At 57.3% G+C, this 14,726-nt stretch carries 7 protein-coding genes and 4 pseudogenes; 9 read left to right on the forward strand and 2 right to left on the reverse strand.

Translation table 11 applies throughout. The annotated features are described in order from the left end of the window. Nucleotides 1-249 precede the first annotated feature (249 nt). The 9 genes and pseudogenes from AAE027_RS30585 to AAE027_RS30625 all read left to right on the forward strand — a co-directional run. Nucleotides 250-977, forward strand: a pseudogene (locus AAE027_RS30585) (IS5 family transposase). 494 nt (nucleotides 978-1,471) lie between these two features. Continuing rightward, nucleotides 1,472-2,760 (forward strand): annotated as a pseudogene (locus AAE027_RS30590) (IS1182 family transposase); the annotation flags it as partial. After that, on the forward strand, nucleotides 2,658-3,185 hold the full coding sequence (locus tag AAE027_RS30595) for a transposase (protein WP_370989684.1): 528 nt from the start codon (nucleotides 2,658-2,660) through the stop codon (nucleotides 3,183-3,185). The pseudogene AAE027_RS30590 and the gene AAE027_RS30595, both read left to right, overlap by 103 nt. A gap of 1,418 nt (nucleotides 3,186-4,603) precedes the next feature. Beyond that, nucleotides 4,604-5,848, forward strand: coding sequence for a diaminobutyrate--2-oxoglutarate transaminase (gene ectB / locus AAE027_RS30600; protein WP_370989676.1), 1,245 nt, complete (start codon nucleotides 4,604-4,606; stop codon nucleotides 5,846-5,848). 3 nt (nucleotides 5,849-5,851) lie between these two features. Continuing rightward, nucleotides 5,852-6,694 carry a 2OG-Fe(II)-dependent halogenase WelO5 family protein gene (locus AAE027_RS30605; protein WP_370989677.1) on the forward strand — a complete coding sequence of 281 codons (843 nt, stop codon included), beginning with the start codon at nucleotides 5,852-5,854 and terminating at the stop codon, nucleotides 6,692-6,694. Between the two features lie 756 nt (nucleotides 6,695-7,450). Then, entirely contained in the window at nucleotides 7,451-8,896 is a 1,446-nt protein-coding gene (locus tag AAE027_RS30610; RefSeq protein ID WP_370989678.1) for an MATE family efflux transporter, read from the forward strand. Between the two features lie 677 nt (nucleotides 8,897-9,573). Continuing rightward, the gene (locus tag AAE027_RS30615) at nucleotides 9,574-10,230 is read left to right on the forward strand and encodes an O-methyltransferase (RefSeq protein WP_370989679.1); all 657 of its coding nucleotides are present in this window, start codon (nucleotides 9,574-9,576) and stop codon (nucleotides 10,228-10,230) included. Between the two features lie 229 nt (nucleotides 10,231-10,459). Then, nucleotides 10,460-10,622, forward strand: a pseudogene (locus tag AAE027_RS30620) (IS256 family transposase); the annotation flags it as partial. A gap of 107 nt (nucleotides 10,623-10,729) precedes the next feature. After that, a pseudogene (locus AAE027_RS30625) lies at nucleotides 10,730-10,901 on the forward strand (IS5/IS1182 family transposase); the annotation flags it as partial. 69 nt (nucleotides 10,902-10,970) lie between these two features. Here AAE027_RS30625 and AAE027_RS30630 read toward each other — a convergent pair. Then, a complete protein-coding gene (locus AAE027_RS30630) occupies nucleotides 10,971-11,834 on the reverse strand; it encodes a PhzF family phenazine biosynthesis protein (protein ID WP_370989680.1) in 864 nt (287 codons plus the stop codon). A gap of 61 nt (nucleotides 11,835-11,895) precedes the next feature. Next, nucleotides 11,896-14,535 (reverse strand): AMP-binding protein, encoded by a 2,640-nt coding sequence (locus AAE027_RS30635; RefSeq protein ID WP_370989681.1) that lies wholly within the window; start codon nucleotides 14,533-14,535, stop codon nucleotides 11,896-11,898. Nucleotides 14,536-14,726 lie beyond the last annotated feature (191 nt).

Consider the following 14,726-nt stretch of genomic DNA (forward strand, 5'->3'; position numbering starts at 1 on the left):
ACAGCGCACGGTCACAACGCGACAGCATGCATGGCGACGACGCCATCGGCTCGTTGGCGCGATCCTGCTCGAACAGAACGATGAATACGCATCCAGCGCGCCCGCTACATGATGCTGAAACTGTCGCGCCCTGAGCGTCCCAGCGCTTCGATATGAACCGGCCTCCAAATTTGGCTCTGACGGTTTGCATGGCGCTGTTAGCGCGTTCTGATTCCCTCGCACCGAGTTGATTCGGCATGGGGGACTTCGATGCGCAAAGGACTGTTCTGGCTCAACGATAAGCAGTGGGCTCAGATAGAGCCGCATTTGCCAACCAGACAGGCCCAGTGCGCGATGACGATCGACGCATCATCAGCGGTATCATTCACATGCTTCAGTGCGGCGGACGCTGGCGCGATTGCCCGCCCGACTATGGTCCATACACGACGATCTACAATCGTTTCAATCGCTGGGCCGAGCGTGGACATTGGCAGGCGATCTTTGAAGCGCTCGCCCGCTGCGGCAAGGACGGCGTGACTTTGTCCATCGACTCACCTCGATCAAGGCGCATCGCTCCGCGAGCGGCGGAAAGGGGAAACATGAACAGGCGATCGGCCGCTCGCGCGGGGGCGGACCACGAAAATCCACGCGCTGACCGACCCTGATTGCAAACCTTGCGCATTTCATCTCACTCTGGGCCAAGACGCCGATATTGCCGCAGGGCCAGCCCTTCTGAAACTCGCGCCGCCCATGTCTACCCTCATTGGGACAAAGGCTACGATGGCGATGGATTTCGCGCCGAAGTCGTCAATCGCGGCGCGAAGCCCGTCATTCCAAACAAATCCGACAGGTCCACAGCAACAAACGCGCCTACAAAGGACGCAACGTCATCGAGCACTGTTTCTGCCGGCAAGGATTTCAGGCGTGTCGCAATTCGTCCACCTCGCCGCGATCGTCGCCTATTGGATCAATTGAGTCCGAACCCTATACTAGTCTAGGAAGGTGATAAGGTCGTTATTGCGGTCCGGGCGTCCGGAACCGTTAGTGTGTGTCTATCGTGCGGAACAGTTTCCCGACGTGTCCATAGCTGGTGTCGACCACGCGAGTCCGATCTTCGGCTCTCGGGGCGGATCGTACAGCTCCTGGTGATCGCCGTTTCCGTTGCGACGCCGTCCTGTGCCGGCCCGAAATCTTCACTGAGCGCTTCGCCGACGGAGGATACGCTCCCGCGCGTGGTCCGACGCCGTAGCCCCCCACCGGCTGGCCTGCTCAGGGAATGGAAATCGATGATTGGGCCCGGCTGCGCAATCACCGATACGCCAGCATCGTCTGCAACCTGGAAAGGCGCCAGGTTATCAGCCTGCTGCCACACCGGAGCGCCCAAGCCTGGCTCGCTGCTCATCCTCAGAGGGTGAGAATCTTTTTAGCAAAGAGCATTTGCCACGTCCTCGGTGCTGTGATTCGTTAGCATGTGCGCGAGGCAGGGCTGACGATGGCTGACGAGCAATTGTTCGAGGGGTTACCCGAGCAGGCAAGACCGCAGGCCGAAGGGCGCGGTGCGCTGCGACTGGGGGTGCCGGAACGCAGTCAGATCGGCATGCAGGTGGCGGCATTGGACGATCTGATCTCGGAGGATCATCCGGTCCGCGCAGTCTGGGCGTTCGTCGAGGGGCTCGATTTGTCGGCGTTGCATGACCTCATCAAGGCGCACGAAGGCCAGCCCGGACATCCACCAGCGGACCCGGCACTGATGTTGGCGCTCTGGCTGTGGGCCACGGTCGATGGGGTGGGCAGCGCCCGCCAACTGGATCGGTTGTGCCGTGATCATCTGGTCTATCGCTGGTTATGCGGCGGCGTGTCGATGAACTATCACAGTCTGTCGACCTTCCGGATGTCGCATATGGCGGTCCTGGAGCGGCTTCTGGCGCAGGGCGTCGCGTCGATGGTGCAAGCTGGCCTGGTGTCGCTCGACACGTTGGCGCAGGACGGCCTGCCGGTGCGGGCAAGTGCCGGGGCGAGCTCCTTCCGCCGGCGCGCGCGGCTTGGCGATCTGCTCACCGCGGCACAGACGCGGGTGGCACGCCTACGCGCCGAAGTGGAGACGGATCCGGCGGCTGGCGATCGTCGCCAGCGCGCGGCCAAGGAGCGCGGCGCCCGCGAGCGCGAGGCGCGGATCGCGGCGGCGCAGGAGGTATGAAGGAACTGGAGGCCGAGCGGGAACGGCGAGAGAAGACCAACAAGAAGCAGGTGGCCAAGCAGAAGGAGCCGCGCGCTTCGACCACCGATGCCGACGCACGAGTGATGAAGATGGCCGATGGTGGGTGGCGCCCGGCTTATAACCTGCAAATCATATCGGCGCCGGAACCCCAGGTGATTGTTGCGATCGATAGCGATACCAGCGGCTCGGATCGCGGCTTGGCACGACCGGGGATCGAGATGCTGCACGCTCAGGGCTACGAGCCTTCCAATTATCTGATCGATGGCGGCTTCACCAAGAGCGACGACATCGAATGGGCCCATGCCAAAGACATCAAACTGTGGTGCCCGGCGGGACAAACCAAGCATGGCACGGATCCCTATGCGCCGAAGAAAGACGACGGTGTTGGGGCCGCGGATTGGCGTAAACGCATGCAGAGCGAGGACGGCAAGGCATTCTACCGGCTGCGCGCCGAGCACGAATGCATCAATGCCCATGCCCGGCGCATGGGCCTGCGCCGACTATTCAAGATCAAGGCCCGCATCCATCTACTGTGGTTTGCGGTCGCTCATGCGCTTCTTCGTCTTGCACGCCAAGGTGCAGGTCGCGGCATGAAGAGGAGCCCGCGCCAGCAGGCGCCCACAACGCGCCGCAGCACCGGCCTAGCATCGGCCGGTTTGCTCAGATCGCGGTCGTTCGGCGCCGGCTCAACCCAACGCTACGGTCGCCGCCTTCCAGCCCATCAAACCTAAAATTCTCCGGGCAAGAACAAAATCATTCTCACCCTCTCACGATCGCGATCGTCGCCCGCACCGCAGCGGGGGGATATGGCCAAGCCGCGGCAAAGGCCCTGCCGCACGCTGTTCAGGTCGCAGATCGTTGGCATCCGATGGAGAACGCCAGCCGGGCTCTAGATGCCGTTCGCAAATGGATGCGCCAGATCCGCAGCGCAATCGGAGCGATGGCAATCGTTTCAAACTTCTCACCGCGGCCGAGCGCCTACGTATGAGGGCTATCTCCGCTACGAAGAGACCAATGCGACGATCTTGGCCCTGTCGAAGGCGGAACGCCGATCAAGCAGATTATGCGCCAAATGGGCCATAGCAACATCCAGGGCGAACGCCACGATATCTTCCGGACCCGGTACGGTTCACTCGACTAGCATCTGCCATGCCTCGACGACAAGTGGGGCCGCCGGCTGCCGAAACGGCGCTGAATTTGGGCGCCGTTTAAAGGGCACGCGGCTTCCGAGGCTCCCTTCGCGTTGTCGCTGAGTGGACGACACGTAGACGGCGGTCAGGAAAAGTCCGACGTCGAAAACCTTCACTGGGTCCCATCGGCCAGAACAATCACTCGCCTCATGATGGTCGGAGTGGATACGCTCTCGAAGTCCTGTAGCCCGCGGCGAGGTTGGCGTTCCCGCCCTTGTCGAACCTCGAGACATCGATGACCCGTTGCAGCCTCGCCTTGTCAGACCGAGCTAGCTCGTGCCAATCCCAGTTGCCTCATTCGCACGCGTCGTTACGATCGATGAAGCGACGGTTCTGGCGGCAATCACGTTGCCTTGGTCCAACGGACAGACCAAGGGGCAGATCACCCGCTTCAAACTTGTTATACGGCCGCGGCAAACTCGATCTGCTTCAGGCCAGACCTATCGGTGCAGAACAGAGTGGAGTTGCACGCAAAACTGCGTAAGAGCAATGTTGCAGGGCGAATGATACCTTCGAGGCGCTCTTCCGCTTTGCAGGCGGCCTGAATCAGTTGCGCATCCTGCGCAAAGGAATCCCCACAGCTCGGAACCGCTCCTCGAAAAACAAGGCATTCGGCCTTACGAAATCAACGACGCGCACCTAAGATCGAGTATACCTCACGATCAAAGACTACCAGCCTTAATAGGTTGGCTGTTGGCGTTTCTCAGCTAAGTTTAGCCGAGCCCTTTCGGGGAGACACGTGTCGCACAAACTCAGCCTTGCCGAAGCGCGCGCAGGTTCCGTCGGTATCATCGACAGTTTCTCGCAATCTAAGAGAGGCATGTGCTTGCTAAATGAACCACCTACTTGCGAAGGAGACCACCATGAGCGGAGTGAGCAGCGAGCCACGCAAGTTGCCGACTCGTGAGCCATGGAGCGTGCGCTCATACTCACGTTTGGTTGGCGGACCGACCTCATGGCGCGGCGGATCCGATCTGTACCTCTGCATTGTTCACCAGCGTCTATCAACCCTCGAAAATTCAGGGTCGCTGCTAGACCGATGAAGTCGATGAGCAAATGAGCTTTAAGAAATCAGCAGCAGCAATGAAATCAACAGCTGGAAATGCATGTCATAGCTCAACTGCTCGGAGCGGATGAGAAACGTCTCCCGCCAACAAATTGCGATTCGATCACTATCTCGTTGCATGCGATGCTTATCTGGAGGTCTACCACTAAAATGAATACCGACGTTTTCGCGGCTCACGAGTCAAACGTTTGTCGCTATGGGCGGTCGTTTCCCACAGTGTTTATGAAGGCCCTTGGGGCGACGATCTGGGACGAGTCTGGTAAGACCTATATCGACTTTTTTGTTGGGTCGGGCGCACTTAACTATGGACACAACAACCCAAATATTATCGCACCAGCAATTGAATATCTCGCCGGCGGGAACATTCTTTTGTCGCTTGATATGTATACAGCGGCAAAACGTGAATTCATTGAGGTCTTCGTCGACTCGATCCTAAAACCCAGAGGTCTTTCTTACAAGATACAGTTTCCTGGGCCGACTGGCACAAACGCTAATGAAGCGGCGCTGGCGCTGGCGCGAAAATATACTGGCCGCTCGAGCGTCATGGCCTTCACAAATGCATTTCACGGCATGTCGCTCGGCTCCCTGGCAGTGTCGGGCTCGGCCTCAACCCGGGAGCTAGGCGGAGTTGCTCGGCACGACGTGATTCGTGTTCCCTACGAGGGCTATCCCGACCGAGCTTTCGATTCCGCGAGTTATATCGACTACGTATTGGGCGACCCAGGGAGCGGTATAGAAAAACCCGCCGCAATCATTCTGGAAACTATCCAGGCAGAAGGCGGCATGAACACCGCATCCGCAGCTTGGCTCACAGAGATGCAGCGCATTTGCCGCAAACACGGCGTTATTTTTATCGTCGACGACATTCAGGCAGGTGCGGGACGAACTGGCGATTTCTTCTCATTCGAGTTCGCGAAAATCGAGCCGGACATCGTGTGCCTTTCGAAATCGCTAAGCGGCTCAGGTAATCCGCTATCTATTGTTCTAATTCGGCCCGACATAGACGTGTGGAGACCTGGAGAACATAGCGGGACCTTCAGAGGCAATAATCTTGGCTTCGTGACCGGAGGAGCCATGTGCAAAATGTGGTCCGACAGGCTGTTTATCGCAGGCATCGAGCGGACGGCGTCCAAACTGCAAAGGTACCTTGATCGCCTCGTTGAGAAATTTCCCGGAATAATCGAACAGAAACGCGGCCGCGGGCTGATGGCTGGGCTCAAGTGCCGTTCACAGGCCACCGTCGGTCGTGTGCACGACGTCGCGTTCGAAAATGGCCTGCTGATCGAATCTTCGGGACCAAATCGAGACGTTATCAAAATCCTACCGCCGATTACCATCACAGATGAAGAACTTGATCGTGCTATTGCGATCCTCGATCATGCACTACAGGAGTAGCCAATGGTGATTGCCCATGTATCTCAAGCGCCCGCCATCTCGCCTCTAGCGATCAGAGAAAGAATCGGCTCGATCAGCACTGCGGAGATCATCTCAATCATGAAAGGTGAGCTCACTGGCCTGCACATCAGACAAGGCTTCAGTGCCGAGGTAGCCGATGAGATCACCGCGAATTTCACCAGCAATCCCGGTCTCAAGGAGCGGCAAGATGGCGTTCCCGGACAATATGTCGGCGCTTCTCATTACAGGAAGGATGCCACCACCTATTTTGCAGAGGCGGAAAATGCACGCCCGTTCGTAGACGCTCTTTTTGGCAATTTGGTTGATCCGGTCCGGGGATTGTTCGATGCGCTGCGACGTGTGCTTCACAATCAGGGTATTGAATTGAGGCTTGCTCGTTCAAAGCACGGCCAAGCTAACGTTTGTCGCGCCATTTGTTGGTCTGGTACCGGCACGTACGCTTTAGAGCCTCACGATGACGTCGCTCAAGTCCTATATGCCGGGGAAGGATACGATCTTGCTGCTGTGGCCAAAAACACCGTCGTAGCGCTTAACTTCTATCCTAGCATGCCCGAGGAAGGCGGCGACCTGAGGATCTGGGGCCATAAGCCAACAGCCGACGACCGAAAGTCTCAGGGGGTCGAGACCAGAGGCTATCCCTATTCGACAGCTTATCTCGACTCCGTTCCGTCTCTCGATCTCCAGCTTAAGGCCGGGGATATCGCTCTGATCGATGGCGGTTTCATTCACGGCGTCACCCGACAATCAGGCAATGGAAAGCGTCGCCTTCTACTGAACTGCTTCTTCGGGTTTGCGCAACCAAATCTTGTCCTCTGGTGGACGTGAACTCTGCGTGGTGATTGTAGGGGGCGTCCCTAGGCATGCGGCACGGATCGCGACAGGCTGGGGCGTCGCGGCCCAAGTTCTCCACATACCGCGCGTTCACGAGCTGGATCAGATAAGCGTGTTCATGCCAGGGGCTCGAGATCGACACCTGAGGAAGAGGCATTTGCGGCAGAAGTCGGTTGCCCCAGCATGCGTTTAGCCCGCGTAAAGCTAAGCCGTCCTGCGGCGCCCTCAAACCGCGCTATGACGGGGGGTGGCTTTGCGATGGTCGCTGGCAATTCGCGGGTAGGGATACCGAGATAATCGGCTTTGCCCGCCCAGCGGGCGGATGGAGACCAAGGTCGCCGTACTGCGGCCTGTGCAAGCGAGCGCCGAGCGTTTGAAGGTCGTCGATCAGGGGCGGCTCAGCGTCCGCCGCACCTCCAGGCGCCTTCGAGGCTCCTGCCACTGATGGAGCGCTGAATCTCAAACAGGGCTTTCGATCCGATGCACCACCTCCATCTCGAGGAGAAAGGCCGACCCCTACGTGCAATTCCATTTCACGCCGACAAAAGCGCGCGCCGGCCTATACCGTCTGTGGGGTCGCAGTCTTAAACCGCTCACCTCGTTTGGCAGCGATGATGATGTCATGGTGGTCACGCCTGTCATCGAGCGGACCGCGCCGCCCACATTCGCGGGCCATGGCGAAGAACAGTATGATCTCGGTGAGACAAGAGGATCGTTTGTTCACCGAGGCAAAGTAGGGAGGATGACTCGATGGACGAGATACGCGAATCAAAATCAGAATCGGCTCTGCAATACGAGCTGACGAGACGGGCGGCTGGCCATCATGTCGCTATCGAGCTAAGCGAAACTGTGAAACTTGCTTGGCCGATGGTACTGACGCAGCTTGGGCAGATCGCGATGATGACGACCAATCTTGCCTTCTTAGGACGCATCAGCACAGAAGCGGTCGCAGCGGTTGCGCTAGCCGGCAGGATCTATCTCACCAGCATCACCTTCGGGGTGGGCCTGCTCGTGGCGATCATACCGTTGACGGCGGAAGCGTTTGGGGCGAATAATCTAGCCGTGGTACGGCGCTCGCTGCGCATGGGGCTATGGGCGGCGCTGCTGCTATCGCTCCCGGTCATGGCACTTATGCTGTGCGGAGAACAAACCCTGCTCCTTCTTGGCCAAGCGCAGGACGCAGCACGGCTTGCCGAGCAATATTTGTTCGGATTGGCATGGGGCGTGGCGCCCGCGTTATCTTTTCTCGCGATTCGTGGTTTTATGAGCGCAATCAATCGGCCGGAGCCGGTCTTATGGACCACGCTCGCGGCCATCCCCCTCAATGCTCTGCTAGCCTATCTGCTGATCTACGGCAAGCTCGGCCTGCCGCGGCTGGAGCTATTCGGGGCGGGTCTTGCGACCACTCTGGTGAACTATGCGACGTTTCTTGCTGGCTTGTGGTTCGCCACAATGCACCGCCCTTTCCGTGACTACCGCTTATTTGCGCATCTTTGGCGCTTCGATTGGCCAGCAATGCGGCAGCTAATCGTGATCGGGACGCCGATCTCAATTGCCTTCTTGTTGGAAACCGGACTATTCTCGGCCGCAGCGCTCCTGACCGGCTTAATCAGCACCGGCACACTTGCCGCTCATCAAATTGCGGTTCAGATCGCCACCATTCTTGCGATGATCCATTTCAGTATCAGTATGGCGGCGGCCGTGCGCGTTGGTAGCGCGGTCGGCCGCAATAACAGTGCCGACATCAAGAGGGCAGGTTTGGTCGCGATGATTCTCGGTAGCGCGATCGCGGCTATACTGACGCTTGCGGTAATCGCCGCGCGTTTTCAGATCGCCAAATTGTTTTTGGGCGAAACGGCGAGCGATCCCGACGCGACAATCGGGCTGACTGCAAAGCTCCTTTTGGGTAGCGCGAGCTTTTTAATCGCTGATGCCGCGCAGAGCACTGCGGCGGGCGGCCTGCGCGGCCTGAAGGACACGCGTATGCCGCTTCTGTTTGCGGGCATCGCTTATTGGCTGATCGGCTTCTCGCTTAGCTACGTGCTTGGTTTCAAGCTCGGCCTTGGCGCCATTGGGATCTGGATTGGCTTGTCAATCGGGATGACCGTCTACGCGGGACTCCTCGTCCTGCGTTTCCATCTGCTTGCGAGCAGGCTTGCTCTTCAGAGCCGATATTTGCCCGCGCAAAACGCGTGACGTCGTAGAAATGTGGTTATTCTCAAGCGTGAGAAGTTCCGTGCCGCCAGTGAACTCGAAGGTGCCGCGGGTTGGTCATTTTACATCTATCGCGGGATCCAAGGGACAATGAAGAGTCCGCAAATTGAACGTGCGGATCGACGTCATCGAGTTATACGGTCACAATGAACGTGGTCATGACGATCATCTGGCCGGCGCCGCGTCCTGTGCCGACCGCCAGCCAAGCTGCTTCTGCCGAGAGCCAATTCCTCAAAGCGCGGTTCAGCAGCCGTTGGTCGTCAGACGACAGATTTGCCCTTCGTCGACAAGGCGAGCAAAGGCGTCCAAATACTTCTTTGCTCCAGACCCTTCTACGCGGTCCGAACAGTAGCAATTTAGGAGATCATGGAAGCGTCCTATGCTCCGCTCGACTAGCCGAACACTTCCGACCATACTGCGTGATTGTATCGGGGCACTTTGCCATCTCCCGCCAGCGCATTTGTGGCGTGCTGTCGGACCACGACGGGTCCCCTTAGAAATAGTCTTTACAAATCGATCTTTCGCGATTTGGCACGGGGCTTGAAGGGCGTTCGGTGTCGCCTGCTCAAGAAGCCGCTGCGATGCCGTGAAGCTAGTCGTGACCTACGATGGCGATACAGACATAAACAGCTTTTAAGGCTCGCACGTAGACCGGAGAAATGGAACTCATGTTGAAGGCCGCTGCATCTAGTCTTATTCAGGATGAGAACTTTCATAAGGTAACTGCACGATTGCTGTCGGAACCGCATCCCCCTGGTGGTGGACCGGGTAACGATCCCAAAGCGAGCTGCAATCCGTTTCACTACGTAGAGCACGGACTTGGCATTGCGCCGGAGCAGGGCGAACTGATTTATCTGCTTTGTCGATGGCTTAGTACGAAGCGCGTTGCGGAATTTGCGACGTCTACCGGAATGTCAACACTGTATCTCGCTGCCGCGTTGCGTGATAACGGCGGTGGTGTTGTGATTGGATCGGAACTCGTTTCCGCGAAGGCCGCAGCAGCACGTCGCAACCTTCGCCATGCAGGTCTCTTGGACTACGCCGAGATTAGGGAAGGGGACGCTCGGCGAACTTTGCGTGATTTGGGCGGTCCTGTAGATTTCGTTCTGGTAGACGGTTGGCCTGTGAATGACGGCCCCTCTTTGGCTCGAGAAGTTATAGAGATTGTGGCACCGCAAGTGCGAATTGGGGGATACGTGATGAACGACGGCGCCGAGCCCGATTTCCTCGAGTTTATCCGAGATCCAGCAAACGGGTTTCTGGGCTTAATGCTGCCGTTCAAAGTTGGCATGGAGCTCTGCGTGAAGGTAGACTAGGCCCATTGACTTCTCGGCGTCGCCTTGCGCCACGTGATCTGTAGGTACCGTGTTCGGACCCGGTCCCCACAATAGAGGTGATCCAATGAGAGCATATCGACCTCCTTGTATAGACCGCCCTCCTCCGTAGCGAAATTCGTGTTTCTCAAATGAGTACGACTCCGCGCTTCTATCAGCATGCTGGATAGGATTCCGTTTGCCGAAGATCTGAGTAGCGAGCCAGTTCACTCTGAGCGCGCTTCGTCAGCCCGATAAGATCGATGATCCACTGACCAATGTCCTGCGTGCCGGTGCGCGGCAGCTGTCTGGCACAGGATATCGAGGCCGAAGTCGAGACGTTTCTTGCCACGGTGAAGGATTTGAAGCTTGCCGACGGACGCACCCGTGTCGTGGGCGAGCATTCGAATGTCTGGTCAAGGATCACGATGCGCGGCTGGCCTTCTACGACTTTCCTGCCGAGCATTGGGATCACTTACGCGCAAACAATCCCATTGAAAGCGCCGAACATCGGATGGGCCGGAATTATCTCTGGCAGCGGCGGGGCGATTCCACCAATGCTGTTCTCGCCGCCGCCGGCTACAACTTCCGTCGCCCTCATCCGCCGGCTGGAACTTTTGTTGCACCAAATCCTCGTCCAGCTCATCCTCCGACTTCACCTCGCCCCGAGCTGAAGTGCGGTTCTTCACCGACGAGTATGTCAGCTCAACCGCTTGCACCACATCCGCCACTCCGTGAATTTTTCAAGCTAGCTTGGCTCTTCCCTTAACGATGACACGACCATCCCATGATGAGAGCTCAAGGACTCCCCCGCTCTCCGATGCCTGCAGCGCTCGCAAGTCCGTTTTACCTAAGACCTTGGCCCAATATGGATAGAGCTTACAATGCGCCGACACGCAGACCTGATCTTCGTCGATTGCGATTCTGGGCAAAAAAACTCTTGATACGATATCAAATTCACCGAGCGCTCCGTGCGAATCGACCTGGGTCGTGAGAACGATACCGCGGCAATCGATCTGAGCTATGCCTTGAAAATTCGGCTCATAGTCAAGAACGACACGTTCGTTCTCGACGACAACAACGTAATCGTCATATGCTTTCCGAATCTCCCTAACCGGGATACCTATGCATCGTTGGACAGCGTCATATTCCATCGGATCTGCCGGAGCTGTATGGATGACCGGAAGCGCGACTTGTATGGCGTCGCCTTGCAGCCAAGCGTCGAGAAGCCCGCTCCGAGCGTGATAGGAGATTCGATCCGACCGACCGCAACCGGTACGAAAAAGCCAGTATGTCGCCGCAAATGTTCCATGCCCGCAGAGGTCCAGTTCGGCGTTTTGCGTGAACCAGCGAATTTCAAAATGGCCTGTCTCTTCCAAGGGGCGAAGAAACACTGTCACGGGCTGGCGAAATAGTCGCGCCAGCCGCTGGCACTCGGCCGTCGCCGGATATCGATCATAGAGCATCACTGCCGCCGGATTGCCGGCGAAGCGGCCATCAGCAAACGCATAAACTACTGATGGTGTATCGCCATCCAATCGCCTCGCATCAAACATTTCCTCACTTGAGCTAGTCGGCTGAATGAAACCTTTCCTTCCGGCTGTCATATCTTAGCTCCTAAGGCCTTAGGTGCAACACATGTCGCGTTTCGTCGAAGCTAGCGATTGGTTAACTCGGATATGCGCGCTGCGCCTCGGCTCTGGCCCTCTCATGTAAGAACCCATATGGTTCGGTCCGCATGACGGGAACGAGCTTGGACTCCATCTCTCTTGCGTGCACCAATCTCGCGTAGGTCCCAGCTATTGCGAACTCTCGCAGCACATCTCTCATCTCGCGAACGTCACGCTCAGTGTCGTGTGCGAGGAACGAATATTCGGGTCGGCCCTTAATGTCGCGACTATAAACCGACGTCGAGACATCCGTCGGGCCTCCTCCGAAGTCGGCAACCCCACTCAAGTTCATTGTCTTACCGTAAGGCACATCCGCTAAGAGTTCGCATCTATGCACATGAGTAAAATTTGATGTGCCTAGGCCGATTATCAAGCCATCTGAGCGGCTTATCTCGCCAAATATTGAGTCGTCACCGAACGGACTGCATTTCCACCAGTCCGTCTCGCACAATTCTTCAGTCCTCGGGCCGGTCACGACCATCGAATAAGCGGGATGTTTGGTGCGCCCAGAGGGAAGCTCTCGCATCACGAGATCGGCCAACACGCCTGTTTCGGACTTCGTCTTCGTCCAATGAAAGCATCGCGTGGCGCAGTAGCTCAACGTGAACGCTGGGAGAATGACCGTGGACGAAGCGGAGACGCGCTCTAACGCTTCTAGAAGAATGGACGCCACCTCATTCGCCCTCACGTTCTTCAATGCTACAAGCGATGAATGCAGGACAATCATGCTGGGGCCCCGTGCATGAATGTGTTCGACAATTTGCGCGAGCTCGTCCCTAAAACCGGCAGCTTGTCCGCAGTTGCCTATCGCACCCGCTTGACATCCGCTGCCATCGACCGGTCTAATTCGCCTTGCCCACTCCTCGAGCGAGAGATTTTGCTCTCGATAAACGTCCTCCCCGAACATCAAGCCGCTTTCCGCCAACTTGAGCTGTATTTCGAGGAAGTTCAGCGAATCAATATCATACTCCCGAGCTGTCCTACTGGGTAACGCCAATCTTCCCTTGACGGCGTGTACCGCTTCCAGCACATGATCCAACGGGGATTTCGGTGCATGTTCGGTCTGGGGTGCGGCATGCTTCACATTCGGCCTGAGCGCCAGCTTCGCTGACCTTTCAAGCGCGCGCTGATCGAGTTTTCCGTTGGCAGTAAAAGGAAGCTCGATAAGAGGCACAACGAGCTTCGGAACACGATCCTTCGGCAACGCATCCAATAGCCGCCGGTGAACTTCATCCACGTCGGCACTCGCGGGCGTCACCATGCACACAAGCTCCTGGCTCGCGTCGTTGTCTCCGTCCACCACGACCACCGCTGAATCCGTACATAGGCCCATCTTATCGATCGCGCTGGTGATTTCCCCCTTCTCCAATCGGGTTCCTCGATACTTGATCTGATCATCCTTTCTTCCGATAAACAACAATCCATGCTCTTCCGATGCCGCGACATAATCACCAGTGCGGTATAGCACTTGCTCGCCGTTGGCCGTCATGAATGGCACGAAGCGCAGTTTCGATTGGACTTCGTCAGCCACATAGCGTTGGGACGTCTGCACGCCTCCCACCCAGAGCTCGCCCTCGACTCCAAGCCCAACGTTCGACTGGGTTTCGTCGTCAAGAACATAGAAATCGACATTGCATGCTGGTTTTCCGATGAACATCGGGAGGTCTGCCTCACCACGAGGGCAATGGTGGTAACTAACGGCAACACAGCATTCGGTAGGCCCGTAGCTATTTATTAGCGCCGCGTTGGGGAGAACCGAGTAAAATCGTCGCCTAATGGAATTTGGTAGGGATTCGCCATTGCAGACTACATATTTGAGATCTGTAAACCGTGCTGCTATGTGGGGAAGACGTTCGAGGCTTCCAAGGAAGCGTCGCAGCAGCGTTGGAACCATCTGAATGACATTCGTGCCGCTTTGGATCAGGAACTCGATTGTTTGAATGATTTGCGTTTGCAGTTGCGTGCCGGGCAAGACAATTGTCCCGCCGGTTGCAAATGGCACTAAGAACTCGGGAATCGAGACATCGAATGCTGGCCGCGTAAGCTGCGAAATGCTGGCGCCCTCCGAGAAATCGATCATGTCGATATACCAGTCGACCAAATTCAGAAGAGCTGCCTGGGAGACCGGTACCCCTTTCGGCACTCCCGTGCTTCCAGAGGTGTGCATGACGTACGCGATGTTTGGAAATGCCGAGTTGCCGCCATCGTGTGCGGAAATGCGCTCGACGCTCATTGAACCGGCTGCGTCCAAACTGACAATGGCGCGCGCGCCCGTGTTGCGGAGTATGTGGTCCAACCGTTGGCCGGACTCCGCTTGATCAACAGGCACGAAGGCAACGCCCAGCAGTTGCGTGGCGAGAACAGCCGTAACCAATTCAACCGATCGCGGAAGTCTGAAAACGACCGCGTCACCAGGATGGACGCCAACGGCCTTCAAGCCCTCCACGAGGCTGGACGCGGACGCCCCCAGCGTCCGGTAGCTTACGTCGCCATTCTCGCTCGTGCGCACAGCGGTGTTCGAGGGAAACTTTTCCAAAGTCTCGGTGATGACATCGGCTATCTGGTCGTGGCCAAAACGCAAGGGTCGGCGCCCACCGGAAAGTGTCGGTGTCAAAGCCTGCATCATAGGTGTTTTCATCGTTCTTCCTCCGCCACGTAGCCAGCTCATTGTGCCCGTTCATGGCTCTATCGTGCTCTCAATTGCACTAACCTTTGGCGACGGTCACTTCTACCTGGCGTCCCTTGGGCTGGTTCGGGGAGGTGAGGGCCCGTTCGCCATGAGTCGTAAACGGTGTGATCGACCAATCGATTAGGTCGACGGCGCGCTGA

The organism is Bradyrhizobium sp. DN3, assembly GCF_041357655.1.
In the GTDB taxonomy this organism is placed as follows: domain Bacteria; phylum Pseudomonadota; class Alphaproteobacteria; order Rhizobiales; family Xanthobacteraceae; genus Bradyrhizobium.